23 protein-coding genes are annotated in these 25,631 nt (G+C 61.7%); 13 read left to right on the top strand and 10 right to left on the bottom strand.

Annotated elements, in window-relative coordinates; all coding sequences use genetic code 11:
• The 3 genes from LC094_RS18920 to LC094_RS18910 are packed head-to-tail and all read left to right on the top strand — an operon-like array spanning nt 1 to nt 2,826.
• Nucleotides 1-1,191, top strand: a complete 1,191-nt coding sequence (locus LC094_RS18920) for an ABC transporter ATP-binding protein (RefSeq protein ID WP_226554358.1) — start codon at nt 1-3, stop codon at nt 1,189-1,191.
• 4 nt (nt 1,192-1,195) lie between these two features.
• Nucleotides 1,196-2,119: an ABC transporter substrate-binding protein gene (locus tag LC094_RS18915; protein WP_226554357.1), complete on the top strand. Its 924-nt coding sequence runs from the start codon at nt 1,196-1,198 to the stop codon at nt 2,117-2,119.
• Nucleotides 2,116-2,826: an aspartate/glutamate racemase family protein gene (locus LC094_RS18910; protein WP_226554356.1), complete on the top strand. Its 711-nt coding sequence runs from the start codon at nt 2,116-2,118 to the stop codon at nt 2,824-2,826. Before LC094_RS18915 ends, LC094_RS18910 begins: the two co-directional genes overlap by 4 nt.
• A gap of 2 nt (nt 2,827-2,828) precedes the next feature.
• Here the strand turns inward: LC094_RS18910 and LC094_RS18905 are convergent, their stop codons facing one another.
• A complete protein-coding gene (locus LC094_RS18905; RefSeq protein WP_226554355.1) occupies nt 2,829-3,698 on the bottom strand; it encodes a MurR/RpiR family transcriptional regulator in 870 nt (289 codons plus the stop codon).
• Nucleotides 3,699-3,796: 98 nt separating this feature from the next.
• Here LC094_RS18905 and LC094_RS18900 point away from each other — a divergent pair, with 98 nt between their 5' ends.
• The gene (locus tag LC094_RS18900; RefSeq protein ID WP_226554354.1) at nt 3,797-4,381 is read left to right on the top strand and encodes an HD domain-containing protein; all 585 of its coding nucleotides are present in this window, start codon (nt 3,797-3,799) and stop codon (nt 4,379-4,381) included.
• A 38-nt stretch (nt 4,382-4,419) separates the two neighbouring features.
• Here the strand turns inward: LC094_RS18900 and LC094_RS18895 are convergent, their stop codons facing one another.
• Nucleotides 4,420-5,838, bottom strand: coding sequence for an RtcB family protein (locus LC094_RS18895; protein WP_226554353.1), 1,419 nt, complete (start codon nt 5,836-5,838; stop codon nt 4,420-4,422).
• Nucleotide 5,839: 1 nt separating this feature from the next.
• Complete coding sequence (locus LC094_RS18890; RefSeq protein WP_226554352.1) at nt 5,840-6,727, bottom strand: hypothetical protein; 888 nt, start codon at nt 6,725-6,727, stop codon at nt 5,840-5,842.
• Between the two features lie 394 nt (nt 6,728-7,121).
• Here LC094_RS18890 and rtcR point away from each other — a divergent pair, with 394 nt between their 5' ends.
• Nucleotides 7,122-8,693: an RNA repair transcriptional activator RtcR gene (gene rtcR, locus LC094_RS18885; RefSeq protein ID WP_226554351.1), complete on the top strand. Its 1,572-nt coding sequence runs from the start codon at nt 7,122-7,124 to the stop codon at nt 8,691-8,693.
• 24 nt (nt 8,694-8,717) lie between these two features.
• Here the strand turns inward: rtcR and prfH are convergent, their stop codons facing one another.
• The 5 genes from prfH to pdxA form a co-directional block, all read right to left on the bottom strand.
• Nucleotides 8,718-9,353 carry a peptide chain release factor H gene (gene prfH / locus LC094_RS18880; RefSeq protein WP_226554350.1) on the bottom strand — a complete coding sequence of 212 codons (636 nt, stop codon included), beginning with the start codon at nt 9,351-9,353 and terminating at the stop codon, nt 8,718-8,720.
• The gene (locus LC094_RS18875) at nt 9,350-10,480 is read right to left on the bottom strand and encodes an RNA ligase RtcB family protein (RefSeq protein ID WP_226554349.1); all 1,131 of its coding nucleotides are present in this window, start codon (nt 10,478-10,480) and stop codon (nt 9,350-9,352) included. The genes prfH and LC094_RS18875 overlap by 4 nt, the downstream gene beginning before the upstream one ends.
• 269 nt (nt 10,481-10,749) lie before the next feature.
• The gene (locus LC094_RS18870) at nt 10,750-11,742 is read right to left on the bottom strand and encodes a P1 family peptidase (RefSeq protein WP_226554348.1); all 993 of its coding nucleotides are present in this window, start codon (nt 11,740-11,742) and stop codon (nt 10,750-10,752) included.
• Nucleotides 11,743-11,846: 104 nt separating this feature from the next.
• Nucleotides 11,847-12,731, bottom strand: coding sequence for a dihydrodipicolinate synthase family protein (locus tag LC094_RS18865; RefSeq protein ID WP_226554347.1), 885 nt, complete (start codon nt 12,729-12,731; stop codon nt 11,847-11,849).
• A gap of 3 nt (nt 12,732-12,734) precedes the next feature.
• Entirely contained in the window at nt 12,735-13,709 is a 975-nt protein-coding gene (gene pdxA, locus LC094_RS18860; protein WP_226554346.1) for a 4-hydroxythreonine-4-phosphate dehydrogenase PdxA, read from the bottom strand.
• A 180-nt stretch (nt 13,710-13,889) separates the two neighbouring features.
• On the opposite strand from pdxA, the gene LC094_RS18855 reads away from it, so the two are divergent.
• Both LC094_RS18855 and LC094_RS18850 read left to right on the top strand, forming a co-directional pair.
• Nucleotides 13,890-14,924, top strand: a complete 1,035-nt coding sequence (locus LC094_RS18855) for a four-carbon acid sugar kinase family protein (protein WP_226554345.1) — start codon at nt 13,890-13,892, stop codon at nt 14,922-14,924.
• Nucleotides 14,925-14,954: 30 nt separating this feature from the next.
• Nucleotides 14,955-15,689, top strand: a complete 735-nt coding sequence (locus tag LC094_RS18850; protein ID WP_226554344.1) for a FadR/GntR family transcriptional regulator — start codon at nt 14,955-14,957, stop codon at nt 15,687-15,689.
• Nucleotides 15,690-15,758: 69 nt separating this feature from the next.
• Here the strand turns inward: LC094_RS18850 and LC094_RS18845 are convergent, their stop codons facing one another.
• The gene (locus tag LC094_RS18845; RefSeq protein WP_226554343.1) at nt 15,759-16,883 is read right to left on the bottom strand and encodes an iron-containing alcohol dehydrogenase; all 1,125 of its coding nucleotides are present in this window, start codon (nt 16,881-16,883) and stop codon (nt 15,759-15,761) included.
• 12 nt (nt 16,884-16,895) lie between these two features.
• Nucleotides 16,896-18,071 (bottom strand): sialidase family protein, encoded by a 1,176-nt coding sequence (locus LC094_RS18840; protein ID WP_226554342.1) that lies wholly within the window; start codon nt 18,069-18,071, stop codon nt 16,896-16,898.
• A 318-nt stretch (nt 18,072-18,389) separates the two neighbouring features.
• Here LC094_RS18840 and LC094_RS18835 point away from each other — a divergent pair, with 318 nt between their 5' ends.
• From LC094_RS18835 to LC094_RS18810, 6 genes are all read left to right on the top strand, one after another.
• Entirely contained in the window at nt 18,390-19,886 is a 1,497-nt protein-coding gene (locus LC094_RS18835; protein WP_226554341.1) for an ABC transporter substrate-binding protein, read from the top strand.
• 69 nt (nt 19,887-19,955) lie between these two features.
• Nucleotides 19,956-20,870: an ABC transporter permease gene (locus LC094_RS18830; protein ID WP_226554340.1), complete on the top strand. Its 915-nt coding sequence runs from the start codon at nt 19,956-19,958 to the stop codon at nt 20,868-20,870.
• Nucleotides 20,871-20,880: 10 nt separating this feature from the next.
• Nucleotides 20,881-21,834 (top strand): ABC transporter permease, encoded by a 954-nt coding sequence (locus tag LC094_RS18825; protein WP_226554339.1) that lies wholly within the window; start codon nt 20,881-20,883, stop codon nt 21,832-21,834.
• Entirely contained in the window at nt 21,827-23,443 is a 1,617-nt protein-coding gene (locus LC094_RS18820; protein ID WP_226554338.1) for an ABC transporter ATP-binding protein, read from the top strand. The genes LC094_RS18825 and LC094_RS18820 overlap by 8 nt, the downstream gene beginning before the upstream one ends.
• Before the next feature lie 74 nt (nt 23,444-23,517).
• Entirely contained in the window at nt 23,518-24,468 is a 951-nt protein-coding gene (locus tag LC094_RS18815) for an alpha/beta hydrolase (protein WP_226554337.1), read from the top strand.
• A gap of 56 nt (nt 24,469-24,524) precedes the next feature.
• Nucleotides 24,525-25,562, top strand: coding sequence for a DUF475 domain-containing protein (locus LC094_RS18810; RefSeq protein WP_226554336.1), 1,038 nt, complete (start codon nt 24,525-24,527; stop codon nt 25,560-25,562).
• Nucleotides 25,563-25,631 lie beyond the last annotated feature (69 nt).

Raw genomic sequence — 25,631 nt, 5'->3', positions numbered from 1 at the left:
ATGCCCAAGATTGATTTCAAAGGGATCACCAAATCCTTTGGCCCCACCACCGTCATCCGTCGTTTTAACGCCAGCGTCGAGGACGGCGAGTTCCTTGTGCTGCTCGGGCCCTCCGGCTGTGGCAAGTCCACGCTGTTGCGGATGATTGCCGGGCTGACCGATATTTCCGGCGGCGAGCTGTTGTTCGATGGCGCATTGGCCAATGACTGGACTCCGAAACAGCGCGGCGTCGCCTTCGTGTTTCAATCCTACGCGCTCTATCCGCATATGACCGTGCGGGCGAATATCGCCTTTCCTCTGGTCATGGACCGGTTCCGCAAATGGCATCATATCCCCTTCGTCAACATGGTGCAGCGCTGGAAGGTGATGCGCCAGCCGGAGGTGGCCGACGCGGTCGAGCGGATCGCCGAGCAACTGGAACTGACCCCGCTTCTCGACCGGCGCCCCGCCAGCCTGTCGGGCGGGCAACGTCAGAGGGTGGCGCTCGGGCGCTCTTTGGTGCGCGATCCCTCGCTCTATCTTTTGGACGAACCGCTGTCGAACCTCGATGCCAAACTGCGCACCCAGATGCGCTCCGAAATCACGACGCTGCACCAAAAGGTGAAACGCACCTTCGTCTACGTCACCCACGATCAGGTCGAAGCCATGACCATGGCGACCCGCATCGTGGTGATGAACCAAGGCTATATCCAACAGATCGGCACCCCGGACGAGATTTACGACACACCGGCCAACACCTTTGTCGCGCGCTTCGTCGGTGCGCCGCCGATGAACCTCTTGCCGGTCAAGGTCGCGGGCCAGACCCTGCACGCCGAGGGCGACAGCCACTGGCAGCATGACGGCGGTGCTCCGAAAGGGGCCACGAGCGCGATCTTTGGCATTCGTCCCGAAAAGCTCCGCCTGACGGCGCCGGGCGCGGGGAGACTTCCGGCACGGGTGGCGGTGATCGAACGTCTCGGCGCGGAAACCGTGTTGGGCTGTCGGCTGGGCGCCGAAGCGGCGGATGTGAGCGGGATCAGCACCGAAGATCTGGTGTTCGTGCGCACGCCGGGGCATCCGGGCTTTGCTCATGGCGAGGCCTGCGGTCTCGATTACGACGCGGGCGATGTCGTTTGGTTCGACAAATCCAGCGGCCAGAACGTCGCCGCAACCCCCGTGGTGTCCACACCCGAGCCTGCTTTTGAAGGATAAGACCATGGATCGTTTTCTTGTCTCCGCCACCGGCCACAGCCTGAATTACCTGCCGCATTACGTGGCCGTCTGGCAGGGCTATTTCAAAGACGAAGGCCTCGATGTCTCCGAGGTCGTGCCGCGCCCCTGGGACCTTGTCCTCGATCACATCCGGGACGGCGAGGCCGAGGCCGCGCTGGGTGGCATCTGGGTGCCTTCGATGTTTCACGGTCGTAGGTTTAACGGCAAAGGCCGGGACCTTGTGCCCTTCGCCCAGATCTCGAACCGCGCGCCGCTGGCTCTGGTGGGGCGCGAGGCGTCCTATGCCTTCGACGCCGCCTCTCTCGTCGGACGCACCGTTTTGATGAAAGGTTCGAACGGGGCGAGTGTCGGCATCTACCTCAAGATGATGCTGCGCGAGGCTGGGATCGACCCGGCGCGGGTGAATTTCATTCAGGACCTCGACGCAGGCATCCTTCAGGATTGTTTCGCAGGTGGTATGGGCGATTTTCTGTTGATCGACCTGCCGGGCGCGCTGGCGTATCAAGCGGCGGGAAAAGGCAAGCTGGCGGCGGTCTTTGCCCGTGATGGCGGCGATATTCCGTGGAGCGTCTATTACACCGAGGGCGTGCCCGAAGGCGACGATCGTCGCGCGCGTTTCATGCGCGCTTTGGGCCGGGGTATGGCTTGGGTGAATGCCCATGAAGCCGCAAGTTTCAAGGATTTTCTCACCGAGACCTTTCCCGCCATCGCACCAGAGATCGCGCGCGAGGTGGTCGATCTGTACCGCGAGATGAACATGTGGACCAGCCCGCGCATCGGGGAAAAATCCTATGCGCGCTGGCAAAAGGGCATTGCCGACGCCCATCTCACCGAAACGTCGATCCGCTATGACGACCTGATCGACAGCGCGCCGAGCTTGTCTTTGAACGTCGGAGGTGTGGCATGATCCGTGTGGCCGTCACCAATCCCAACACCACCGCCTCGATGACCGAAGGCATCGCCCGCGCGGCGCGCGCGGCGGCGGCTCCGGATGTCGAGATCCTTGCCGGTCAGTCCGCGCAGGGCCCCGAGGCCATCGAGGGGCCTTTTGACGGCGCCTTGGCCGTGCCCGGCATGCTGGCGCAGATGCGCAGGGCCGAGGTCGACGGCGCGGGAGCCCATGTCATCGCCTGTTTCGACGACACCGGGCTCGATGCCGCGCGCGCCTGTCTGAGCGCGCCCGTGGTGGGCATCGGCGAGGCGGGCATGCATATCGCGGCGCTCCTCGGGCACAGGTTTGCCGTGGTCACCACCCTGTCGCGCTCCGTGCCGGTGATCTCCGACAATGTGCGGCGCTACGGTTTTGCCGAGCGCTGCTCTGCGGTGCTTGCCAGTGACATCCCGGTTCTGGCGCTGCACGATCCGGCGACCGGCGCGGGCGATGTGATTTCGCAGCACATCGAACAGGCCCTGAAACAGGGGGCCGAGGCCATCGTGTTGGGCTGTGCCGGGATGACCGATTTCGCCCGGGCGCTGGAACACCGCCACGGCGTGCCGGTGATCGAGGGGGTCGGTGCGGCGGTCGGTCTCGCCAGTCAATTGGCCCGACAGGGGGCGCAGACCTCGCGGGTCGGGGTCTGGGCCCGTCCGACGCGTCTGTCTCTGTTGGACTGAGATCAGCCGTCTTTGGTCTGGGGGGTGGACACATTGTCGAGGCGTCGCACGAGCTGGTCGATATGGCGATACCGATCCGCCGCGGCGCTGCCCTGAAGCCCATGCACCTGCCAGGCCAGATGATTGATCAGCGTCACCGCCGCCGTGAAACTGTTGAACGGCGCCGGGCTTTGGGTCCGGCAACGCAGGGTGAGATCGGCGGTGCGCGCACTGGCGCCCGCGCTCATATCGGTGATCAAAAGCGTTTGCCCGCCCAGATCTCGCACCGCTTCGAGCAGGGGCACAAGCACCTTGGGGCGGCGGCGAAAGGCGATGACGATCAACAGATCACCCTGCCGCATGTTGCCGACGTCATGCGACAAAGACCCCGAACCGACGTCGATCAGATGCACGTCCGGGCGCACCAGCGTCAGGTAATGCGCCGCATGGCTGGCCAATCCGTGACCGCTGCGCAGCCCGATGATCCAGACCCGCGTTGCGCCCACGATGCGCTCAGCGGCCTCGGTGAGGCGCTGTTCGGGGAGGGCGGCAAAGGTCTGGCGAATGTTTTCGATGTCGGTGTCAATCATCGTTTCGGCGCGCAGCGTGTCGCCGTCTTCTGGCGCGCGATCCGACAGACCGCTCTGCGGCGAGCCCCAGAATTGTTCGGCCCGAATGGCGCGTTTCGCCTCCGGGTAGCTGCGATAGCCGAGCACCCGGATCAGCCGCGCGGCGGTGCTTTTGGACACGCTGGCCTTCGCCGCCAATTCGGAGGCGGTGTAGAGCGGCATGTCCATCTGATGTTCGAGCATGACATTGGCCAGCCGTTTCTCAGAGGGGCTAAGCTCCGCATAGACCTGATAAATCCGGCTTTCCAATGTGGCGTCGTTCATCCTGTGTCCCTGTGGTGTTGCTGCGTGTCCGAGGCAAGGCGCACGGCTTTGAAACTTTTTTCCCGAAGACAGATGTAACCTGAACCGAAAGTTGAAAAATGAAAAGCTATCAGATCGAAATTCCGGATGAAAAACAGGTGGCGCTGCTGTCAGAGGCCTTTCCGCGTCTGGTCGAGCTTGAGGGCGCGTTGCGGGATCAGGTGCTCTGCGCCTGGTGCAGCGTGGTGGCCTCTTCCTCCTATGACACGGTGTTCGATGTGCCGTTTTCGCATGGTTCGACTGACCGTTTGGTGGATCACACCAATGATGTCGTTGAGGCCGGGCTGGCGCTCAGTGATATGGCGGCGCGGCAATGGGGGTGGGAGATCGACCGGCAACGTCTGGTGGCGATCCTGCTCCTGCACGATCTGGACAAGCCCCTGTTGATGGATCGTCGGGCAGGGGAGGACCATGCAACTCCGGTGTCACTGCGCATTCCGCACGGGGTGTTGGCGGCCATGCTGTTGGCCGAACTGGGGGTCGGCGAAGAGATCACCGCCGCCGTGGCCACCCATGCGACGCATGCCCCCCTGCGTGGCCCGGATCGGGAGGTGTTGATCCTGCATTACGCCGATCTTTTCGCGGCGGACAAGGCGCTTCTGGACACCGACCGCATGCCGTTTTTCCGGCGATGCCCGCTTTAGAAGTGAGGCAGGAGGGATCACATCCCTCCTGCCTCGACTTATCTGCGCGCTTTCTTGCGGGTCATCCAAAAGGGCGGCACATCGCCGGCCATGACACAGCCGTAAGGGTCGATGTAATCCTCGATCTCGGCCAGACCGTAATCCTTGATCTGATCGACCACCGAGGTGGCGCTTTTGTAGCTCGACGGCAGTTCGGAGGCGTCGATGCCTCCGGCGTGAAACCGCACGTCGAGACCGGAGGTTTCCGCCTTGAGCTGTTCCTCCGGTGTGACCTCGCCCATCCGGCGACGATGTTCGGAGCGCGAAAAATTCCGCCCAGCGCCGTGCGGGCTAAACCCAAGCGCGTGCCCGGCATCGCTCCCGCGCACCACCAGCACAGGCTCGGCCATGTTGAGCGGAATGAGCGTGCGCCCCGTCGCATCCTGCGCATAGTGATCCCAGGCGGGCGTCGCCCCCTTGCCGTGGTAATAGAGATCACCGCGTTTGAAGACGAAGTTATGCTCGTTCCAGATCCGCTCGCCGACATCCCCCAGACGCCCGGCCTCGACCGTCGCCTGATGGAGCGCGTTGTGGTTGGCCTTGGTCCATTTGCGAATGAGTTGGAGGGCCTCCCAATAGGCGATGCCTTCCGCGCTGTCCGCCGGAATCCAGGCGTTCTGTTTTAACGTTTCAGGCGAGATCTGTTTGCGGAACTTCTGCGCCACATCCATGCCGAGTTTGTAGAGCACGGCCCCCGGCCCGCGCGAGCCGTGGTGGGTGACCATGGCCACGCGACCGGTGTTGCGCGACCGCCCGACGAAGAGGAAATGGTTGCCATCCCCCTGCGTTCCCATGTGTTCCTGTGCCATCCGCATGATTTTCGGATGGTTCAGAAAGGGGTTCTCGCGAAACGCGTCCAGAAGCTTCAGGGATGTGGTGAACCGCGCGCCATTGCGCCGTCCGCCGGGCCCGAAATGCGTCACCGATTGCGCCGCATCGAGCACGGTTTTCGGGTCCGCATCCCCCAGATCGGTCATCATCACCGAACAACAGATGTCCGCCGAATGCATCCCCGGGTGAATGGCGTTTTTCGCCGCGACAACCCCGCCGACCGGAATGGTCCCCACCGGCCCCGCCGGGCAGGCATCCGGCATCACGGCCCCGCTCACCACGGTGGGCGTGCGCATCAGGACCTTCATGGTCTCGCGCACCTTGGCGACGTTGTCCTCTTCGTCCGGGGTTTCTGCGCGGATGTTCTCATGAAACGGCACAGCGCCCGTGGCGTGAAGCGGGATTTTCGGCAGCACTTTCGGCTTCTCGACCTCAAGCACCGCCCGAATGTCCTCCGGGTTTGCCCCCTCGGCCAGCATCAGAGATGCACGCTCCAAAAGCGCCGGAAACTGCGCCCCGGGGAGATGCCCCCATGCGATCAGATCTGTCCCGGTGATCGGGGTCAATGTCATGTCTTTCGTCATCATTCTATCCAGTCATCAATGTCTCTTTTTCAACCCATTTTCGGGTCACAAATTCCATGCGGCGGCGCACCGAAGGGGTGCGGTCTTTCATCAGGCGGGCAGCAAGATCGGGAGCGATCTGCGGGCCAAGCCGGATGAAGGTGTCCGCTGCCAGCTTGCGCAATGGGGTCGTGCCATTTCCGGCACTGAGCAGCACCTGCAGAGCGACGTCAGGGGGGGCCGCGATGGGCCGCATTTCAACCACCGGATCCCAGCGGTAAAAGTTGTCCCATTTGCTGATCCATTTTTTGCGCCATCTGACCCGCAATTTGGCCTCGCCGTTCAACAGCACCTCGGTTGCTACCGCGCGCACCTGTGTCGAGCGCGCCTCCGTGGCCAGTCTGACCAAGTAAGGGTCAAGCGTCTCAAACTGCATCTCTGCTCGCATCAGCCGGGACAGCGGGCCGCGATCTGCCTCTCTCAAAAAGGCGTAGAAGGTCTCCGCCCAATCGGCGTGCTCGCGAAGCGCCTTGAAGGCGGCCCCTGCGCTTCGTTGCCAATATTGCATGCGCAGCAAGGCGAAAGGCAGCAGTTGGCGTAGTTGCGGCGTGCTGAGTTGCGGCACGATTGCGACAAGCCTGTCTGTCGCCACCTGACGGACCTGCGGAACCCAATCGTTGCTGCGGATCATCAGGAAAACTGCCGTGACGAGATCACCGGGTTTCGGACCCATGACACGCAGGGCTTTTTCGCGCAGAAATCCATTTTCGGATGTGGAGAGCAGGAGGGGGGAACGTTTCGCGGAGGAACGCGGGAGTTTTTGCGGGTGGTTTCGCCATTTCGCGCCGTACAGCGCCTGCCGACAATCGCGCTCGGCCTGAACCAGCTCCTCGGGAGAGAGGTGTGACAGCATAGTATGCAGCACGGCGATTTCGGAACCCGCTGTGCCCCAATAGAATTTGCGCCGATAGAGCTCCGTCGCGGCACGCTGTGCCTGATCGGCTATGGTCATGTACTTGGTCATCTGGGCCGTCCTTTCGGGCGGAAACTTTAGGGTCTCTGTCTGAAGTTGGTGCCGGGGGCTTTGGGAATGGGCCCTTGGCCCCCGGCGGTGCAGCGGACACGGATTTGCCCGTTCTTTTCTCTTCACTCTTTCGATGGCCCTTTGTCGCTGTTGCGCGGCCCCACTTCGAAGAAGAAACGGGATGAGATTAAGGTGTTGAAATAATTTGATTAATTAAGGGTTTTGCGTTGCGGTTGTTCTCATATACGATATAAAAAAATCGTAACTTATATAAAATAATATCATGCGTAACGTCGTCATCGGATTTCTAGGCACCCAGCTCGATGCGGGAAAGAGGCGGCGCTGGAAGCCGACACCATCGCTGGTCGCCCATGAAGACTTTCACGTGGATCGGCTCGAACTGCTTCATGACCACAAATTCAATCGCTTGGCCCATGCGGTGAAGCGCGAGATCGAAGCGGCCAGCCCGGACACCGAGGTGGTGCTCAATCGGCTCGATCTTGAAGACCCTTGGGATTTCGAAGAGGTCTACGCCAAGCTTTTTGATTTCGCGCGAGGCTATGGATTTGATGAGGACCGCGAACAGTATCACGTGCATCTGACCACCGGCACGCATGTGGCCCAGATTTGCTGGTTCCTCTTGGCCGAAAGCCGTCACGTCCCGGCGCATCTGTTGCAAACCGGGCCGCCGCGTGAGGATCATCTCCCCGCGAAACTCGACATCATCGATTTGGACCTGCGGCGCTATAATGCGTTGCAACATCGCTTTGATCTGATCTCGCAGGAATATAGCGATCTTTTGAAAGGCGGCATCGACACCCGCAATCCTGCCTATAACAGTCTGATTTCACAGATCGAACATGTGGCTGGGGCGACCAAGGCGCCGATCCTGTTGCTGGGCGAAACCGGCACGGGCAAGACGCAACTGGCCGAGCGCATCCATGCGCTGAAACTCGACCGACGGATGATCAAAGGCCGTTTGGTGCATGTAAATTGCGCCACGCTCGCCGGACCTGACGGGATTGCCATGCTCTTTGGGCAGCGCCGTGGCTACACGGGGCAGGCCGGTTCGGAACGCAACGGGTTGCTGCGTGAGGCGGACGGTGGCGTGTTGTTCCTCGATGAGATTGACGAGCTGGGGCTGCGCGAGCAGGCGGTGATCCTGCACGCCATCGAGACCGGGCGCTACTATCCTCTTGGCGCGGATTATGAAGTCTCAAGCCAGTTTCAGGTCATCGCAGGCGCGAACCGCGACCTGCGCAAACTGGCGGCCGACGGCCTGTTTCGTCAGGATTTGTTGAGCCGGCTCACAGCCTGGACCTTTGAAATCCCTCCGCTGCGTCAGCGTCGCGAAGATATTGAGCCCAACCTGATCCATGAGCTGGCGCGCGCGGAAAAGGAGCTTGGCGTGCATTACGGATTCAACCTCGACGCCCGCGCCCGCTATCTGAAATTCTGCCGGGATCCGGCGACGCTCTGGCCCGGAAACTTCCGCGATTTCGGGGCCTCGGTGCGGCGGATGTGCATTTTGGCGGCGCGCGGACGGATCACCCGCCCCATGGTCGAGGAGGAAATCCTCCGCCTGAGGGCGCTGTGGTCCGCCTCTGGACGTGACGCCGATCAAAAGCTTTTGACGGAGCTTTTGGGGCGAGTGGCCGAGGAGATCGATCTGTTCGACCGCGCGCAACTGGCTGCGGTGATCCGCAGTTGTCGCCAAAGTGCCAGTCTGAGCGAGGCCGGGCGCATGCTCTTCGCCCAGTCCCGCACGCGCCGCACCTCCACCAATGACGCGGACCGCCTGCGCAAATACCTTGCGAAATACGGCCTAGACTGGGAGCAGGTCAGGGCCAGTTGAGCCCTGTGCGCCCATATCGGCCCGTCATGGCGTTTCTTTGAACTGCCTCCCTTCGAAAATCCGACGCGGGGCGCCGCGTTGGAGCTGGTTGTGAAGCGCCCAAGTCTCACCCCGATGCGAAGCCTCGGCCTCAGCCTGCTCTGCCGCGACGAGGGCGGCCAGACGGTCCAGCGCCAGACGGCGGTTCTGGTGTTGTGAGCGGCTGTCGCGCACCACGACGGCGTAGACCTTGCCCTCGGCACTGGTCCAGCGCGCCCTGATGGCGCTTGAGGTTTTGTTCTGATGCTGGCCGCCGGGGCCACCGGCGCGCATGGCCTGCATCTCGACGGTGTCAGGGTCGATGTCGGCGGCTTTCCTGGCGCCCGGCAGACGGAAAATCTGCGCAAACCAGGTTTTCCGCCGATGTTTCGGGCGCAGTTCGCTTTGACACCGCCACAGGATGACCCCTTCGACGCGACGCGCCAGATCTCCGGCGCGCGGGCCGCTTAGGATCACCACTGCGGAGGCCGGTCCGTGCGGGGCGTCTCGCGTGGAGACATCGAGGTCGACATCGCTCTCGGCCGCCATTGCCGTCAGCCAAGACAGCAGGTGCGCAACGGCTTGTCGGCACTCGCCCGGACCATTGCCGCTGGACAGCAGAAGGGCTTCTCGCTCGCTCATTTTGCACCCCCTGTCGTCTTGAAGGTGACAAGCGGCACAAGGCGCGCGAGGGCATGGGCGAGACCGAAACCGGACAGGTCTTGCAGCACCTGCTCCGGGTCCTTATAGGCCTGCCCGGCCTCTTCCAAAAGCAGGTCCCGGTCTCCGCAAATGACCCGCCCGCCGAACCGCGTGCGCGTCAGAGCGGCCAGATCGGAGCGCGTCTTGCGGATGCGACCATGCATGGAGGTGCGATCATACCGCCGCCCGGCCCCATGCGATACGGAGCCAAGCGCCTCGGGCACCAGATCCGGCACCTGAAGCAGAAAACTCGGCGTCTCGCGCGAGCCTGCCAGCGGCACAAGGCCCTGATCCGGGCAAGCCGCGCCCTTGCGGTGAAGCCAACCATCGGATTGCGGCACGACATGATTGTGCACCGTGTCGCAGATCAGCTGCGCGTCACTTCCCAGCGCTTCAGAGGCGGCGGAGGCAATCAGGTCGCGGTTTACGCGTGCCCAGCGGGTGGCCGCGTCATGAAGGGCAAGGTAATCTGTGGCCGCCGCACTGCCAGTGGCAAAGCCCTGTGTCCAGCTGTCGCTCACCCCCTGAAAAACCCCGGCGCCGCGCCCGCGCGAACCGGAATGCACCAGCAGGCACAGGTCGTCTTTGCGCAGAGCAGTCTGCGCCGGATCGAAGACCGCCTCGACCACCTGAACTTCACAGAAATGATTGCCGCCACCAAGGGTGCCAAGCGCGTCAGGGGCGATGAGACCCGTCAGGCCCGCAGCGTCCAGAGCGGCGCGGGCCAGATCGGGGTCCACCCCGTCCTCCAGCACCGCGAGACGACGCGCCGCCTTGTCGAGTTTAAGGCGACGGCGCGGCATCTCAAGGCGAAACAGCGCCATGCCACAGCCGATATCCGGCCCGACAAGCTGGGGCCAGATGCGGTCGGCCAGAAAGGCCGCGCCGACCGGGCCATAGCGACCGGGGTGCAGATCGGGAAATCCGGCGACGGCTTGCATGCCGGGCCAGCCCGCGACCTGTTCGAGTTGGTGTTCTGCGCGCCCGTCGATCCAGGTCGCGCGATTGTAAAATTTGGAGATGTGGGCGCGCACGGCGTCCCGCTCCCCGAAAATGGGAGTGCCCATCGTTGATCTTTCCATAGCAAAAGAAGCGACCGAAACAGGTCGCGGAGGAATCGACACGATGTTGGGAAACCCCAAAAAGGGGATCAGCGCCGCGTCAGATCCTGCGGAAGGGATGTTTTGATGGATACGGTCATGTCTTACCCTCCTGTCTGTTGCGGGTGAAAATCTCTCGCCTGATTAGGGCAAGTGTTGCGGTTCTGAAAAGTCCTTGATGTCACTTGCGGGCAAGGTGATGCATTCCCGCGACAGCTGTGCCTGCAAGGGCGGGGTTAGGCGTCAGACCATGACGGCAAGAGATCGCCCGCCTCGGCACGCGCGGCATGGACCCCGCGGGCAATGGCGCGCGCAAGGCTGGTTGCGGCCACAGCCCCAATATGCGCCAAAGTCGTGGCGCGGTCTTCCGGCAGATCGACAATCCCCGTCGAGAGGCCAAACACCAAATCGCCGTCGAAGGGCGTATGCGCCGGCACGATCGCACGGGCGATCCCGTCATGCGCCGCGACGGAGAGGCGGTAGCATTCCGCCTTGGTCAGCTTGGCATCCGTGGCGACAATGGCGATGGTGGTATTGGTTTGTTGCAGCGCGGCAATCTTGTGTCCAAAGGGCGCGCCGCTGTGTCCTGAGCGCGGATCGGCACCGAGGCCGCCGAATTCGCCGCCTTGCTCAAAGGGGGCGGCCCAGAAATGTCGGGAGTTTTCCGGCGTCACCGACCCCACCGGGTTCACGGCGACGAGCGCGCCAACCGTGATCTCGCCCACGCGCGCCGAGGCCGACCCCAATCCGCCTTTCAATGTCCCCGTCAGGGCGCCGTAGCCTGCGCCTTCGGTGCCGATGGCGAATGTCGTCGCCGCATTGCGATAGGCCGCCTCGCCCAGCTCCCGATAGGGGTTTTGGGTCCAGTCTTTCTCGCCGCCATTCATCAAATCGAACAGGATGGCACCGGGCACAATCGGAACGGACATCGTGCCCGCCTGAAAGCCGCGCCCGGCACGCCGCAGCGCCTCTGCGACCCCGCCACAGGCCTCCAGCCCAAAAGCGGACCCGCCCGACAGCACCAAAGCATCCACCCGATCTACCAATTTGTCGGGGGCCAAAAGGTCGGTCTCACGCGTCCCCGGTGCGCCGCCCATCACGCTGACGGAGGCCGTGAACGGCGTGTCGGAGGTCAAAACGGTCACCCCCGATTTCAACGTCGGGGAGGCCGCATTTCCCACGAGAACCCCGCGCACATCGGTGATCAGATTCTGGTCGGGCGCATCCATCCTCATGTCCTTCCGAGACACTGCAATCGTTCAGATGTCCAGTATGGCCAGAATTTTGGCAAGGTCACGACCCAAACGCGCCGCGGCCTTGCGCGCCCGAAAGTTCAGCGCCCGTATTTTTTCAAAATGGCGTCGATTTCTGCGTCCTGCTCAGGGCTCGGCAAAAGCGCGGGCTGGCGTGAGGCGCCGACGGAGGGATCGCGCAGATAGAGCGCGCGTTTGACCAGAGCGGGCGGAAAACCCAATTTATACAGATCAGTGCGGAAGGCCGCATAGGTTTCCTGCGCCGCAGCTGCACCTGCCTCGTCGCCTGCGTTCACACAGGAGACGATCTGAGCCAGAACATCCGGCAACACATTGCCAAGCCCTGAAATACAGCCCTTGGCGCCATGGGTCAGCGCCCAATGCACCAATTGATCCGGGCCGGAGTAGACGTCGAAATCGTCCCTGTCGCGACCGACGGCCATATAGGCCTCAAGCGTGTCCTGCGCGCCGCCGGAATCCTTGATCCCGGCGATATTGCCATGCGCGGCCAGCACGCGGGCGGTCTCCGGTTCGATGTGGTTCTGGGTCCGCGCGGGGATGTCGTAGAGGTAGATCGGCGTCTCGACCGCATCCGCGACCGAGGTGAAATGCCGGATCAGCCCGTCTTGGGTGCAGGCGATGAAAAACGGCGTGATCACCGCGATGCCATCGACGCCGATCCGGTCGAATTCGCGGGCGAGAAGTTTGGTCTCATAGGTGGCGGGCATCCCGGCGTTGACGATGACTTTCGCTTTGCCCGCAACTTCGTCCACCACTTCGCCACACAGGCGCACCTTTTCGTCAAAGGTCAGCGCGGAGAAATCGCCATTGGTGCCTGCGCACATGATGTTGTTGCCCGCTTCGATCTGGCGACGGACCTGCGCGCGCGTGGCGTCATAGTTGATTGTCTCGTCTTCGTTGAAACAGGTGACGAGCGCGACGAAGGCTTCTTTTTGTTCAGGCATGGATCAGGTCCTTTTGGCAGTGGCCATCTTGGCCGCGTAATCGAGGGCGCAGAGCATATTGTCGTGCTTGGCGATGCCCTTGCCTGCAATGTCGAAAGCGGTGCCGTGGTCGACGGAACAACGGTCAATCGGCAGGCCGAGCGAGACATTCACCGCCGTGTCGAAGGCCACGAGCTTGATCGGGATGTGACCCTGATCGTGGTACTGCGCGATGACGAGATCGAAAGCCCCCTGATAGGCGCGGTGATACACCGTGTCCGCCGAAATCGGCCCCTGCACATTGATGCCTTCGGCGCGGGCCGCCTCGACAGCGGGCGCGATGTAGAGATCATCCTCCGAGCCGAACAATCCGTTCTCGCCGCAATGCGGATTGATCCCGGCGACGGCAATGCGCGGTGCTTCAAGACCCATGCGCTTGAGATGTTTGTGGCCGGTGCGGATGGTCTCCAGAACACGTTCGGGTTTGGCGCGTTCAATCGCATCCTTGAGCGACACATGGGTCGACACATGCACAACGTTCAAACGCTCGGAGGCCAGCAACATCCAGGAAGACTTCGATCCCGTGAGATGGGCGAGCATGCCGGTGTGGCCGTCGTAATGATGCCCTGCGGAGTTCAACGCTTCCTTGTTGATCGGCGCGGTCACGATACAGGAGGCTTGCCCGGCCATGGTCATCTCGACAGCGCGCTCGATGTAGCGAAACGAGGCCTCGCCACAGGCCGGAGACAGGACGCCGAAGGCGCCGGGAAGTCCGTCGATCTCGACATGTGCGACGCGAATACCGTCGCCGTCGTCCTCGGGTGACAGGATCGGAAGCGACACCCCGCAGACCTTTGCGGCGCGCTCCATCGTGTCCCGATCACCGATGACGATGGTTTGAGCGCGCATGGCCGCGTCGCGGTCGGCAAGGGCCTTGATCGTCACTTCTGCGCCGACGCCGGAGGGGTCTCCCATCGTGATGACAACTGGTTCGCTCATGTTTCCTCCTCCTCGGGGTGGCGATCTTGTGATAACGAGTAACCTATAGGTAAATATGTTTCAACAACTTGGCGGTGGGGTGAGGGGTTTTTGATGTAAACATTTAAAAATAAGTGGATTTTATTTTGTTTCTTCATGTATGATTGGTGAAAACATGTTCAAAATTGGTAAAATATGAAGATGGAAGCGCTCATTTTGGCGGATGATTTGACCGGTGCGCTCGACTCGGCGGTCGGCTTTGCGGCCCTGGGGCGCCGGGTGGTTGTCGCGCGCAGTCCGGAGGCGGTGTCCGAGGTGCTCGCTTTGATGCCGGATGTCTTGCCGGATGTTCTGGCGGTGAACACTGCAAGCCGAGAGGTGGCGCCGGAGATGGCGGCGGCACGGGTGGTGTCTGCGCTGGCCGGTTTGCATCCCGGATCTTTCAAAGCCGTCATGAAAAAAGTCGACTCGCGTCTCAAGGGCAATATCGCTGCGGAGACCGAGGCGATGGCGCAATGGTTCGATGGCGCGCGCCTCGTCGCCTGTCCGGCGATTCCCGAGATGGGGCGCCGCGTCGAAGGGGGAATGCTGGTCGGGGAGGGGGTCTCGGTTCCGCTGAATGTTGCGGGATGTTTCAAGACCCCTGTGGATGTGCCTGAGTGTGCAAGTGGCGCCGATCTGGACCGGCTTGTCGCACATTCGGAGGGCAAGGTGCTCTGGGTTGGCGCGCGGGGTCTGTCTTTTGCGCTGGCGCGTTATGCCGGTGTTTCGGCGCCCGCTGTGGCAAGTCTGCGCGCCCCTCTGATGGTCGCAAACGGATCGCGTGATCCGGTGACCTTGGCGCAGATCGCGCGGTTGCCGTCCGAGGTGACCGTGTTGGATGCGCCGGATGGTGAGGTGCGGGATGTCGACCTCTCTGAGGGGCCTCTCGTGTTGTCGATCTCCGATGGCGGGGGTGGGTTGTCAGGACATGAGGCTGCGCGGCGCTTTGCCGAAAGCGTGGCACATTTTGCGGAGCGTGCCCGGCCCGCAGCTCTGCTGATCTGTGGTGGAGAATCTGCACAAGCCATACTGGACCGGCTGGGGGTAAACAGTTTACAAGTGACAGCCGAGTTGCGGCCGGGCCTGCCGTTGTGTGAGGTGCGGATGCCTTGGGGAAACATGCAGGTCGTTACGAAATCGGGCGGTTTCGGTGCGCCGGAGCTTTTGGCCGGACTTGTAAAAGATGTGTTGTAAAAGAAACGATGAGCGGGCGGTGAGGGCAATATGGACCAGCAAAACGTAGATAAGGCAAGCTCGCGCACGGCGCGGCCGCCGCTGTCCGAAAAGGTCTATACCGCGTTGAAGAACCGGATCACCCGTGGGGATTACGGTGCCAATGAAAAGCTTCCGGCGGAAAAGGATCTTTCCGGGCAATTCGGGGTGTCGCGCCCGGTGCTGCGCGTGGCGCTGGAGCAATTGCGCGAAGAGGGGTTGATCGTCTCGCGTCAGGGGGCGGGCAATTTCGTGCGGGTCAAACGTGAGCCTGCACTGGGCTATACGCCGGTCGAGACCATCGCCGACATTCAGCGGTGCTACGAATTCCGCCTGACGGTCGAGGTCGATGCTGCCGGGCTTGCTGCGCAGCGCCGCAATGCTGAGGTGCTCGATGACATGGATCGTGCGCTCGATCTTTTGTCGGATGCGACCGGCTCGCGCCTGCACCGCGAAGATGCGGATTTCGCCTTTCACCTCGCGATCGCGCGGGCCTCGAACAACCAATATTACGCCGAAACCCTGAAGGCGCTGCGCGACCACATTTATGTCGGCATGAAAATGCACGGCGACGCGCTGATGTCCGATGGGGCGGCGGCGTTGGAGCATGTTCTGGGCGAGCATCGCGCCATCTATGAGGCGATCAAGGACCGCGACGCAGAGCGCGCCCGCAGCGTCATGCGGGGGCATATCATTCACTCGCGGGAACGGTTGTTTGGCGGGGGAATGCTCGATCTCTCGATGTGAGGTCGGGCGGATCACATGATAGGCGCGCCCTGCGAGGCAGGCGCGCCTTTTTCTTGTGGTGGAAAGCTCTTAGAATGCGTCGCGGTAGAGGGCGTGAACCTCATCGACGCTCATTTCGCGCGGGTTGTTGTCCATCAGGCGACGGATGGCGTGGGCTTCCTCTGCCCAGGTGCGAAGGTCTTGCTCCTCTGCGCCATGCGCTTTGAGGTGCATTTCGATGCCAAGATCGCGACAGAATTCGAAAGCCGCCGCTTTCAGCGCCTCCTGACTGCCGACATTGCGCAGCCCGAGCGCCCCGGCCACCTCTGCGGTTTTCGCGGAAGCAACGGGTTGGTTGAAGGCCAAAACATGCGGGAAGATGATCGCATTGGCCAATCCGTGCGGCAAGGACAGCCGCGTCCCGAGCGGATAGGCCAGCGCATGCCCTGCCGCCGTGTTCACCGGACCAAGACAGATGCCGCCATAATAGGAGGCCAGCATCATCCCGGCGCGCGCTTCGCTGTCCGTGCCGTCCTCGACCGCGCGTTTGAGGTATTTGCCGACAAGTCCGAACCCCATGCGGGCGTAGTCGTCGATCAGGTCGTGGGCGTTGATGTTGGTAAAGGCCTCAACGCAATGCGCCATGGCGTCCACGCCGGTGGCCGCCGTCACGGCGGGCGGGACGGAATAGGTCAGTTCCGGGTCGAGCACGGCGAGATCGGCGATGAGATACGGGCTTTCCACCGCCAGTTTCGATTTCGTCTCCGGGTCAGTGATCAGCGCGCGGATGCCGGCTTCCGATCCCGTGCCTGCGGTCGTGGCGATCTGGACCAGCGGCGTGTTGCGCCCGGCGACCTTGTTCGGGCCGACCACCTCCGTGAGTGTTTGGGTGCCGTCCCAAAGCGCGGCGACCAGTTTGGCGACATCGAGAACCGAGCCGCCGCCAAGCCCGACTATCAGGTCGGGCGCATGGGTGCGGGCCTGCTCCAGCACGGCGTTGAAGGACGGAAGGTCGGGTTCGGGCGGGACGTTGTCGATGATCAGAATATCGCCAGACAGGCCGAGGCGCTCGACATAAGTGGCGGTCGGACCAGAGGCGATCACAAGCGGGCGTTTGGAAAACTGCGCCCAATCGCCGACCTTTGCGGCGGCGCCAACGCCGATCTCAAGGCGTTTGGGTTGGTGGATGGTGATAAGGCGATCCATGGTCGACATGTTGCGCTCCTTTCAAACGGTTTGGGCGACGAGGTCGGCCACGGTCTCGGGGCTCAGGCGCACATGCCGGATGGCGCGGCGGTAGAGCGTATAGGCGATGTCCAGTCCGCCATCTGCGCGCGGCAAGAGGACGGGATAGGACAGTTCCTTGTTGTGCCCGTCGATGGAGTTGTTCGACAGGCAAGTGCCCGCGCTCGTCTCGACGGTGTAGCGCGTGGGGAACGTCTTGCCGCCATCTGCGGACAGGCAAAGCGTCAAAGGCGCGCGCTCGACGCCCCAAATCGGGCGGCATCCTTCGCCTTCGGGGCGGTCGTCCTCCTCTTCGAGCTCGTCATATAGCGACGCGCGGCGAGAAGTGGATTCGGCGGCGGAGATGGGGTTGCACACCATGCCGAGCACCTCGTCGGTCAGGCGGGCAACGCCAATGGAGCTGTTGTTGTTCGGCACATCTGTCGGGGCAGGCGCGCTCCAGCTTCGGCCGCCGTCCCGGCTTTCGGAGCGATGCACAAAGTCCGATTGGCGGCGGCGGTAAAAGGCCGCCATGTCGTCACCCTCCAGTGCGACGGGGGTCATGTGTACTGCGCCGGGCGAGTTGGGGACCGCCGTCACGGACCAGCTGTCACCATCGTCCGTGCTCACCGCAATGGCGGCTGTGTCGAAGGCGCCGGTCCAGCGGATGCCGTCGCGCGGGTTGCAGCAAAACAGCGGAAGCACCCAGGCGCCATCGTCGCGCACGAAGGGGCGCGCGCGAATAAAAGTGCCATTCGGCAGGCCGATGTCGCGTTTCTCGCCAGACGTCAGGCGGTCTCCCGCGCGTATGATCGGACGCATGAAAACGCGTGATTCATCTTGGTTTCCCGCAGGTTGTGCGGTGTTGAAGAGCCAGATTTTGCCATTCGGGGCCGTGAACAATACGGGGTTTTGTTCGGAGCGATCCGGGTCGTCGGTCAGCTGTGCTACGGGGCCCCATTGGGGGGCGTCTTCCTCCAGAATGGTCGCATAGATGGAGATGTCCGATTTGCCCTCAAGTGTGCCTCCGAACCAAGCGCAGGCCAGTGCTCCATCGGGCAGGCACGCCAGAAAAGCCGCATGATTCTGAATCGTCTCCGCCGGGAGAATCGCCCACTGGCCATCGGGGCGCGATGACAGCAATCCGTCCATGTTTTCAGCGATGTCTTTCGGCGTCATGCGGGTCTCCTCCCCAGATGGTTTGCATGACAAGTGATCAGATTAATGTGCAACTTGTCAAGTTGTGAAAGTATTTTGCGCAGCCGCAAGGGGCTTGGGTTGGGTCTGAGATTTATAAATTCAATTTAAAAACAATCAATTAAATGAAATTTTGGGTCGGGCAAAATTGGGGGTTTGACTTTAGTTTTCAACTTTACCAATAATGAGGGTGCGCAGAGGCCGCGGGAGGCGGTGATGCATTGAATTGCGGGCTGCGCCCATAAGAGAGCGTGGAGGCGCTCGGGAGTTGAGAAAGCAATCTGCTTTCAGGGAGGAAATATGAAACAGTCTACACTTCTTGCCGGGGTGCTACTGGCGACGTCGGCGTTAAGCCCGGCTTTCGCGCAGGAGGCCAATGTGACCATCGTGCTCGGCGAAGAGCCCGATCTTGTCGAGCCCTGCATGGCGACGCGCTCCAATATCGGCCGCATCGTGCTTGGCAACATCAGTGAAACCCTGACCGAGCTTGACGTGCGCGGCGATGAGGGTCTCAAGCCGCGGTTGGCGGAAAGCTGGGAAATGGTGGATGACACCACCTGGCGGTTCCATCTGCGCGAGGGCGTGACCTTCTCCGATGGCACGGCTTTCGATGCCGCCGATGTGAAGCATTCTTTCGAACGCGCGGGCAGCGATCAGATCACCTGCGAAATCTCGCGCTACTACGAAGGCATCGACATCACGCCTAGCGTGGTGGACGATCTGACCATCGACTTTAAAACCGATCCGGCCCAGCCGATCCTGCCGCTTTTGTTGTCTTTGCTGACCATCGTGCCGTCCGAGACGCCGATCGAATTCACCCGCGAACCGGTGGGCACAGGCCCCTATGTCCTGTCCGATTGGCAGCCGGGACAGAGCATCACGCTTGAGCGCCGCGAGGATTACTGGGGCGAACAGCCCGCCGTGACCAAAGCGACCTATGCCTTCCGCTCCGATCCGTCCGTGCGCGCCGCAATGGTGGCGACGGGAGAGGCCGATATCGCGCCCTCGATTTCCGCGATTGATGCGACCACCGACATGGATATGGCCTATCCGAACTCGGAGACCACCTATCTCAGGGTCGACAGCTCCATGGCGCCCTTGAACGACATCCGCGTGCGCAAGGCGCTAAACCTCGCCATTGACCGCAATGCCTTTATCGGCACCATTCTGGCCGAGGGCACCCAAGTGGCCACCGCGATCAACGTGCCGACCACGCTGGGCTGGAACCCGGACACCAAGGCCTGGGACTACGATGTCGATGCGGCCAAGGCGCTTTTGGAGGAGGCCAAGGCAGATGGCGTGCCGGTGGACACTGAAATCCTGCTGGTCGGTCGCACGGGCAACTTCCCCGGCGCGACGGAGACCTATGAGGCGATCCAGTCGATGCTCTCCGAGGCCGGGTTCAATGTCCGTCTGCAAATGGTCGAAGTGGCTGAGCACGAGCAATATTACTCGAAACCCTATGTGCAGGATCAGCCGGTCCTCGTGGGCGCTCAGCACGACAACTCGCGGGGCGATCCGGTGTTCTCGATGTACTTCAAGTACCATTCCGATGGCCGTCAGTCCGGTATCGACGACAGCCATGCCGATGAACTGATCGAAAAAGCGACCGCCGCCACCGGCGAGGAACGCGAGGCGCTTTGGTCGGAACTCTTCGGCTATCTGCATGACGATGTCGTGGCGGACGTCCTGTTGTTCCATATGGTGGGCCACGCCCGCGTGGGTGAAGCAGTTGATTTCACCCCGACCATCGCGACCAACAGCCAACTTCAACTTGCCGAAATCGGTGTGAAGTAAGCCCTGCCTCCCGAGACACGCATGGGGCGTTCCCCTCATGCGTGTCTCACGTTGAAGACGGAGAGACACATGAAAAAGATGCTGGGAAAACGGGCGCTGTCGAGCTTTGTCTCGCTGATGGTCCTGATCGTCCTCGTGTTCTTCCTGTCGCGCCTGACGGGCGATCCGGCCGCGCTGTATCTGCCGGTCGATGCCTCTGAGGCGATGCGGGAGAATTTCCGGGAGATCCATGGGCTGAACGACCCGGTTCTGGTCCAGTTCGGTCGGTATCTCTCCGATTTGATCCATCTCGATTTCGGCGACAGCCTGCGCAAGGCACGTCCCGCCATCGAGGTGGTTCTCGAAGCCTTCGTCTGGACGCTGCAACTGGCGGTGATCACCATGGCGCTCGTGACAGTGGCCGCGATCATCGTCGGCTCCATCGCCGCCTTTAAGGTCGGGCGGCCTTTCGATCGCTTTGCCTCGGTGCTGTCGCTGATCGGAGCCTCTGCGCCGGATTTCTGGATCGCCATCGTCGGCATCGTTCTGTTTTCCGTCACTTTCGGCTGGCTGCCGACCTCGGGGACCGGATCGGTCTGGCACTGGATTTTGCCGATTTCCGTGCTGTTCATCCGCCCCTTCGGTCTCATTTTGCAGGTCGTGCGCGGGTCGATGATCAATGCGCTGGGCGCGCCCTATGTCAAAACCGCGCGCGCCAAGGGGGTCAAGAACCGCCCTGTGATTTTCGTCCATACGCTGCGCAACGCCATGCTGCCGGTCATCACCGTGATCGGCGATCAGGCGGCGGCGCTTTTGAATGGCGCGGTCGTGGTGGAGACGATTTTCGGTTTTCCCGGTGTCGGCAAGCTGATGATCGACTCGATCCTTCAGCGCGACTTCAACGTGATCCTGGCGGCCATCATGGTGACGGCCATCGCGATCTTTATCATGAATATCCTGATCGACATCGCCTATGCGCTGCTCGATCCGCGTATCCGGGCTTGAGGAGGGACGCATGAGCGAGACCACCACCGATACCGCCACCGATGCCGCCAAGACCCCTCCCGTCACGGCAACCACCGGGGCGACCGGCCTGCGCCGCATTCTGCGCATGCTTTGGGCCGATAAGCTGGCTTTTATGGCGATGCTCTTTCTGCTCGTCGTGCTTCTGGGCGCTCTCTTCGGTCCGATGTCTCTCGAGGAGATGACGACGAAAACCAACCTGCGGGCGCGCAATGCGCCGCCCTTCGATCTGTCGCGTGGGTTTTTCTACATCCTCGGCGGGGATGCTTTGGGGCGGCCGCTTTTGGCCCGGATCATTGTTGCCTCGCAAAACACCATGGTGATTGCGGCGGGGGCGGTGCTTGGGTCTCTGACGGTCGGTGCGACTTTGGGGCTGATCGCGGGCTATGCCGGGCGCTGGACCGGCGAAGTCATCATGCGTCTGGCCGATGTGATCATGTCCTTTCCCTCGCTCCTTTTGGCCGTCATCGTGCTTTATATGCTGGAGCCTTCTATCGGGAATCTCGTGCTTGTCTTGGCGATCACACGCATCCCGATCTACCTGCGGACGACCCGTGCCGAGGTTTTGGAGGTGCGCGAACGGATGTTCGTCCAAGCCGCCAAAGTCATGGGGGCCTCGAACCGCCGCATCATCTTCAAACATATCCTGCCGGTGATCCTGCCGACGCTTCTGACCATCGCCACGCTCGACTTCGCCTTTGTCATGCTGGCGGAATCCGCGCTGTCTTTTCTGGGCATTGGCATTCAGGCACCGGAGGTCACTTGGGGCCTCATGGTGAGCCAAGGCCGTCAGTATCTCACCAACGCGTGGTGGCTCGCGTTCTGGCCGGGTCTCGCGATCATCCTGACCACCATGTCCCTGAACCTGCTGTCGAGCTGGATGCGCGTTGCGCTCAATCCGACCCAGCGCTGGCGTCTTGAAATCGGAGGGAATAAGAATGGCTGATCATCTTCTCGAAGTCCGTGATCTTTCCGTCCGGTTTCACACCGCGCATGGCATCGTTCATGCGGTGAATGGCATCTCGTGGCATCTCGACCGCGGCGAAACTCTCGCGATCTTGGGGGAAAGCGGGTCGGGCAAATCGGTCTCGGCCTCTGCGATCATGAACCTGATCGACATGCCGCCGGGTGAGATCACCAGCGGCGAAATTCTCTTCGACGGCATGGACTTGCTGAAAGCCTCCGAGGAAGACCGGCGTCGCCTCAACGGCAAACGGATTTCGATGATTTTCCAAGACCCTCTGGGCCACCTCAATCCGGTCTATCCGGTTGGTTGGCAGATCGCTGAAACCGCGATGGCGCACGGGCGTTCGAAAACCGAAGCCTATGAGCGTGCTTTGCAGCTGATGGAGCGCGTGGGCATCCCGAACGCCAAGGAGTCGATGGGCAAATACCCGCATGAATTCTCCGGCGGGCAACGGCAACGCCTGATGATCGCAATGGCTTTGGTGCTCAAACCCGACATTCTCATCGCGGATGAACCGACCACGGCGCTCGATGTGACGGTGCAGGCCGAGGTTCTGTCACTGTTGGAAGAATTGCAGGAAGAGACCGGCATGGGGCTTTTGCTGATCACCCACGATTTGGGCGTGGTGGCCGAGGCCGCCGATCGTGCGGTGGTGATGGAAGGCGGGCGGATTGTCGAGAGCGGTACGCCGCGCGCGCTTTATCACAACGCGCAGCATCCCTACACGCGCAAGCTCTTGGCCGCCGCTCCCGGCAAGGGCGCGATGCGCGTCCATGAACAGGGCAAAACGCCGATCCTTAAGGTGCGTGGGTTGAAGAAAACCTATGGGGCCTTCGATGCCCTGAAGGGCGCGGAGTTCGACCTGCATGCCGGTGAAACTCTGGCCGTGGTGGGCGAATCCGGTTCCGGGAAATCCACGATTGCGCGGCTGATGTTGCGTTTGGAGGAGGCCTCGGGCGGCACCGTGATGTGGAAAGGCGAGGATATTCTCACGAAATCCCCGAAAGAGATGGGCAAGCTGCGGCGTCAGTTGCAGATGGTGTTCCAAGATCCGACCCAATCCCTCAATCCGCATATGTCGGTGTACGACATTATTTCCGAGGCTTGGGTGATCCATCCCGACATCCTGCCGAAAGCAAAATGGCGGGCGCGCGTCGAGGAGCTTTTAGAGCAGGTCGGGCTTCAGGCCGATCACGCGCTGCGCTATCCGCATCAATTCTCCGGCGGCCAACGTCAGAGGATCGCGATTGCGCGGGCCTTGGCGCTCGAACCCGATCTGATCATCTGCGACGAGGCGGTTTCCGCGCTCGACGTGTCCATTCAGGCGCAGGTGATCGCGCTTTTGGGCGAGCTGCGCGACCGCCTTGGTATCGCGTTTATCTTCATCGCCCATGACCTGCCGGTCGTGCGCGACTTCGCTGACCGGGTTTTGGTCATGAAGCGCGGGGAGATCGTCGAACAGGGCACTGTGCGGCAGATTTTCGAAGCGCCCCAACAAGGATACACGCAACGGCTTTTGGCCGCAGGTCTCGATTCCGACCCGGACGTCCAGGCCGACCGCCGTGCCGCGCGTCTGGCGCTTGGCTGAGGCTGATTTTGTGGCGCGGGATGGCACAGGGCGCCGCCGCGCCCCAACTGGATTTCCAAGGAGGGGAAATTTCAATGACACGACACATCGTGAGGCAAATGCTGACATGGAAAACACTGTCCAACTGTGGGCGATTGGCGCTGATCGCAGCCCTTTTCGGGGTCACTGGTCTCAAGGCTGAAGCCGACATCATTGACATCACCCCCGAATATGCCACGCGTCTGCCGGTCGATTTCCTGCCTCAAATCCAGTTCGCGCAAAACGATCACGGTTTTAAACGCGACGCCCTCTATTTTCATCTGCTGCGCCCGGTGACAGATGCGCCCACGCCGGTGATTGTCTTCGTGTTGGGAAGCGGCTGGCAACCGGTCGAGGTCAGCCGTGTGTTGCCGCAACTCGTGCCGCTCGCTGAGGCGGGTTTCGCCGTGGCGGCAGTTGACTATCGCGGCATTGGTGAGGTCACATTCCCCACGCCACAGGAGGACGTGAAGCGCGCGATCCGGTATATTCGCGCCCATGCTGAAACCTGGAACATCGATCCCGAGGCCATCGGCATCTTGGGCAATTCCGCAGGTGGGCATATCTCGCTTCTGGCCGGGCTGAGCGACGAGACGGCCTTTGGCGCCGGGGGCGAGGGGGAGAGCGCCGCCGTGCAGGCCATCGCCGCGATCTATCCGGCGATCTATCCCGACGAAATGGCGGGCGACGGTCTGAGCCTCATCAATCAGCACTTCGGTCTGATGGCGGGTGACCCGGCCAATGCAGACGCGGTGGCGCCCGGTTTGCCCGAGACCCATGTCGATGCAGGCGATCCGCCGGTTTTGCTGATCCATGGGACGGCCGACGCCATCGTGCCGGTCACGCAAAGCGAACGTTTCTACGAGACGCTGACCGACGCGGGCGTCGACGCCACGCTTCTGCGGGTCGCAGGGCTGGGGCACTCGATTGAGGACACGATGACCACCCTGCAGATCGAACAGGGGCTGATTGATTTCTTCATCCGAACCCTGCGCACAACTGACTGACATTTACTTTGGCTGCGACGGATGTGCCGTCGCAGCTCCTGCCGAGGGAGCCCTTCATGACAAACGCTTTGCACTACTTCAAATGGGCCTTCTTGGTCACGTTTATCGGTTTGGTCGGAAGTTTCTGGCTTGGCTGGCGCTATGACGGAACGCTGTCATCGGCCCTGTCATTCCTGATGATCGGCTCGGTGCTGGCCGTTCTGGAAATCTCCCTGTCCTTCGACAATGCCATCGTCAACGCGAATAAACTCAAGACGATGACGCCGGTCTGGCGACAGCGGTTTCTGACCTGGGGCATCCTGATCGCTGTCTTCGGGATGCGGATCATCTTTCCCCTGGCCATCGTCGCCATCGCCGCGCGGGTCGGGCCGGTCGAGGCCCTGCGCCTGTCGATCAGCGAGCCGCAGGAATATGCGCGCATCATGGACGAGAGCCACCTCTCCATCGCGGCCTTTGGCGGTGCGTTTCTGGGTATGGTGGCGTTGTCGTTCTTCATGGATGAGGCCAAGGAAATCGATTGGATCTGCCGGATCGAACGCAAATTGCGCTCCATGGGGACGATCAAGGGCGTGACCTATGGCACGGTGCTTTTGCTGGTTCTGGGGTTCGGACTGTTTCTGGGCACGGACGAACAGGCGACGTTCTTCAAAGCTGCGATCATGGGGCTTGTGGTCTTCATGTGCGTCGAGACGCTGAGCCATGTTTTGGATGCCGAAGCCGAAATTCAAAGCGCCGCACGGGCCGGCGGTCTCGGCGCCTTTCTCTATCTCGAAGTGCTCGATGCCTCCTTCAGCTTCGATGGCGTGATCGGCGCCTTCGCTCTGACCAACAACCTGTTTCTGATCGCCATCGGCCTCGGCATCGGTGCGATGTATGTGCGCTCGATGACGATCATGCTGGTGGAAAAGGAAACCCTCAATGAGTTCCGCTTTCTCGAACACGGCGCTTTCTATTCCATCCTTGCGCTCGCGGTCATCATGTTCGCGCAAAGCCTCGTGCATATCTCTGAGGTCGTCACCGGCCTTCTGGGGGCGACGATCATCGCGCTGTCTTTCGTGTCCTCGCTGCGCTTCAACCGTCGCGCAAATATGTGATCGGCTGCGTCATGCGGCCTCGTCCCGCATGACGTGTCACATCTGAGAACCATCGCTGTGCAAGCGCGA

It is taken from the genome of Celeribacter naphthalenivorans (assembly GCF_020524585.1).
Lineage (GTDB): Bacteria > Pseudomonadota > Alphaproteobacteria > Rhodobacterales > Rhodobacteraceae > Celeribacter > Celeribacter naphthalenivorans.
Note: the sequence above shows the minus strand (reverse complement) of the source record. Positions and strands in the feature narration are given on the sequence as shown.

Excerpts from the sequence above, each read along its gene's own strand:
- LC094_RS18920 (WP_226554358.1), top strand. The coding sequence starts at position 1 with ATGCCCAAGATTGATTTCAAAGGGATCACCAAATCCTTTGGCCCCACC.
- LC094_RS18915 (WP_226554357.1), top strand. The coding sequence starts at position 1,196 with ATGGATCGTTTTCTTGTCTCCGCCACCGGCCACAGCCTGAATTACCTG.
- LC094_RS18910 (WP_226554356.1), top strand. The coding sequence starts at position 2,116 with ATGATCCGTGTGGCCGTCACCAATCCCAACACCACCGCCTCGATGACC.
- LC094_RS18905 (WP_226554355.1), bottom strand. The coding sequence starts at position 3,698 with ATGAACGACGCCACATTGGAAAGCCGGATTTATCAGGTCTATGCGGAG.
- LC094_RS18900 (WP_226554354.1), top strand. The coding sequence starts at position 3,797 with ATGAAAAGCTATCAGATCGAAATTCCGGATGAAAAACAGGTGGCGCTG.
- LC094_RS18895 (WP_226554353.1), bottom strand. The coding sequence starts at position 5,838 with ATGATGACGAAAGACATGACATTGACCCCGATCACCGGGACAGATCTG.
- LC094_RS18890 (WP_226554352.1), bottom strand. The coding sequence starts at position 6,727 with ATGCTGTCACACCTCTCTCCCGAGGAGCTGGTTCAGGCCGAGCGCGAT.
- rtcR (WP_226554351.1), top strand. The coding sequence starts at position 7,122 with ATGCGTAACGTCGTCATCGGATTTCTAGGCACCCAGCTCGATGCGGGA.
- prfH (WP_226554350.1), bottom strand. The coding sequence starts at position 9,353 with ATGAGCGAGCGAGAAGCCCTTCTGCTGTCCAGCGGCAATGGTCCGGGC.
- LC094_RS18875 (WP_226554349.1), bottom strand. The coding sequence starts at position 10,480 with ATGGGCACTCCCATTTTCGGGGAGCGGGACGCCGTGCGCGCCCACATC.
- LC094_RS18870 (WP_226554348.1), bottom strand. The coding sequence starts at position 11,742 with ATGGATGCGCCCGACCAGAATCTGATCACCGATGTGCGCGGGGTTCTC.
- LC094_RS18865 (WP_226554347.1), bottom strand. The coding sequence starts at position 12,731 with ATGCCTGAACAAAAAGAAGCCTTCGTCGCGCTCGTCACCTGTTTCAAC.
- pdxA (WP_226554346.1), bottom strand. The coding sequence starts at position 13,709 with ATGAGCGAACCAGTTGTCATCACGATGGGAGACCCCTCCGGCGTCGGC.
- LC094_RS18855 (WP_226554345.1), top strand. The coding sequence starts at position 13,890 with ATGGAAGCGCTCATTTTGGCGGATGATTTGACCGGTGCGCTCGACTCG.
- LC094_RS18850 (WP_226554344.1), top strand. The coding sequence starts at position 14,955 with ATGGACCAGCAAAACGTAGATAAGGCAAGCTCGCGCACGGCGCGGCCG.
- LC094_RS18845 (WP_226554343.1), bottom strand. The coding sequence starts at position 16,883 with ATGTCGACCATGGATCGCCTTATCACCATCCACCAACCCAAACGCCTT.
- LC094_RS18840 (WP_226554342.1), bottom strand. The coding sequence starts at position 18,071 with ATGACGCCGAAAGACATCGCTGAAAACATGGACGGATTGCTGTCATCG.
- LC094_RS18835 (WP_226554341.1), top strand. The coding sequence starts at position 18,390 with ATGAAACAGTCTACACTTCTTGCCGGGGTGCTACTGGCGACGTCGGCG.
- LC094_RS18830 (WP_226554340.1), top strand. The coding sequence starts at position 19,956 with ATGAAAAAGATGCTGGGAAAACGGGCGCTGTCGAGCTTTGTCTCGCTG.
- LC094_RS18825 (WP_226554339.1), top strand. The coding sequence starts at position 20,881 with ATGAGCGAGACCACCACCGATACCGCCACCGATGCCGCCAAGACCCCT.
- LC094_RS18820 (WP_226554338.1), top strand. The coding sequence starts at position 21,827 with ATGGCTGATCATCTTCTCGAAGTCCGTGATCTTTCCGTCCGGTTTCAC.
- LC094_RS18815 (WP_226554337.1), top strand. The coding sequence starts at position 23,518 with ATGACACGACACATCGTGAGGCAAATGCTGACATGGAAAACACTGTCC.
- LC094_RS18810 (WP_226554336.1), top strand. The coding sequence starts at position 24,525 with ATGACAAACGCTTTGCACTACTTCAAATGGGCCTTCTTGGTCACGTTT.